Origin of the sequence: Vibrio sp. 10N.239.312.D08, from assembly GCF_041466145.1 — a bacterium.
GTDB lineage: Bacteria > Pseudomonadota > Gammaproteobacteria > Enterobacterales > Vibrionaceae > Vibrio > Vibrio crassostreae_C.
This window is the reverse complement of the sequence record NZ_JBFSSD010000100.1, coordinates 1-2286: the sequence shown is the minus strand read 5'-3', so window position 1 is coordinate 2286 and position 2286 is coordinate 1. Positions and strand designations below refer to the sequence as shown.

The following is a 2286-nucleotide window of genomic DNA, read 5'->3' as shown; positions in this document are numbered from 1 at the left end:
CTACGAGCTCATTGGGTGAATACACCTTTACTCTGCTTGAAGCGTTAGACCATGTGGATGGTTTAGATAACAACGATCTGAGCTTCGATCTGCCTGTTTATGCTGTGGATACAGACGGCGACGATTCATTGGTGTCTCAGCTAAACGTGACCATCGGTGATGATGTCCAAATCATGCAAGACGGTACGTTAGATATCATCGAGCCAAATCTGGCTGATGGAACAATCACAACCAGCACTATTGATGTGATGCCAAACCAAAGTGCTGATGGTGCGACGATCACTCAGTTTACTTATGACGGTCAGCTAAGAACGCTTGATCAAAATGACACTGGCGAACAGCAGTTCAGCTTCACAGAAGGCGAGTTGTTTATCACCCTTGAAGGTGAAGTGCGCTTTGAGCCAAACCGCGACCTAGACCACACCGCGAGTGAAGATATTGTGAAGTCGATTGTGGTCACTTCAAGTGATTTCGATAACGACTCTCTGACTTCTACCGTAACGCTGACCATTACTGATGGTGATAACCCTACGATCGACGTCATTCCAAGCGTTACCCTTTCTGAAACTAATCTGAGTGATGGCTCTGCTCCAAGTGGCAGCGCGGTAAGCTCGACTCAAACCATTACTTTCACTAATCAAAGTGATGATGTGGTTCGTTTTCGTATTGAGCCAACGGAATTCAATACTAACGACGATCTTAAATCGAACGGTTTAGCCGTTGAGTTACGTGAAGATCCGGCAGGGTCGGGTGACTACATTGGTTTTACGACCAGTGCCACAAACGTAGAAACAACAGTATTCACATTAAGCTTTAATTCTGGGTCATTAGGTGAATACACCTTCACGCTCATCGAAGCGTTGGACCACCAAGATGCCCGTGGCAACAACGACCTTAGTTTTGATTTACCCGTTTATGCGGTAGACAGTGATGGCGATGATTCACTGATGTCTCCGTTAAATGTCACTATTGGCGATGATGTTCAAATCATGCAAGATAGTACGTTAGATGTCGTCGAGCCAACCGTCGCAGATTTGGCCGCTGGCACTGTAACAACCAACACCATTGATGTGATGCCAAATCAAAGTGCCGATGGCGCGACGATCACTCAATTCACTTATGATGGCCAGTTTCGAACACTTGACCAAAATGATAATGGCGAGCAGCAGTTTAGCTTCACAGAAGGTGAACTGTTCATCACGCTTCAAGGTGATGTGCGCTTTGAGCCTAATCGTAATCTAGACCACACACTGAACGAAGACATCGTGAAATCGATTGTGGTGACGTCTAGTGACTCGGATAACGATGTGCTGACTTCAACCGTCACGTTGACCATTACCGATGGTGATATCCCAACCATTGATAATGTTCCAACTGTGAACTTGTCTGAAACTAATCTGAGTGATGGCTCTGCACCTAGCGGCAGCGCGGTGAGTTCAACTCAAACTATTACTTACACCACTCAAAGTGATGATGTGACAAGCTTCCGTATTGAACCGACTGAATTTAATGTTGGTGGCGCTCTCACATCAAACGGATTGGCGGTTGAGCTGAAGGCCGATCCAACCACTCCGGGCGGCTACATCGGCTTTGTTACTGATGGCTCGAACGTTGAAACTAACGTGTTCACGATTAGCTTCTCGGATACCAATTTAGGTCAATACACCTTCACTTTACTTGAAGCATTAGACCATGCGGATGGCCTTGCAAATAACGATCTGAGCTTTGATCTGCCAGTCTACGCCGTTGACAGTGATGGCGATGATTCATTGGTTTCTCAATTGAGTGTAACCATTGGTGATGATGTTCAAATCATGCAGAGCAGTACGTTAGATATTGTCGAACCAAATTTGGCTGATGGCACTGTTTCAACTAACACCATCGATGTGATGCCAGAGCAAAGCGCCGATGGCGCGACGATCACTCAGTTTACTTACGACGGGCAAGTTCGCACTCTGGATCAAACTGACAATGGTGAGCAGCAATTTAGCTTCACGGAAGGTGAGTTGTTCATCACTCTTGAAGGTGAAGTACGCTTCGAGCCAAATCGTAACTTAGACCACACGGCTAGCGAAGACATCGTGAAGTCTATTGTGGTGACCTCAAGCGATTCAGACAATGACGTACTGACCTCCACAGTGACGCTGACCATTACCGATGGTGATATCCCAACCATTGATGTAATGCCAAACGTTAGTCTGTCTGAAATAAATCTTGCTGATGGCTCTGCGCCAAGCGGCAGTGCGGTGAGTCAAACCGAGACTATCTCGTTTACCAACCAAAGTG

The 2286-nt window shown here is 46.4% G+C and carries 1 pseudogene; it reads left to right on the top strand.

The features are described 5' to 3' along the window. Window positions 1-2286: pseudogene (locus AB6D58_RS24255) on the top strand (hypothetical protein); the annotation flags it as partial.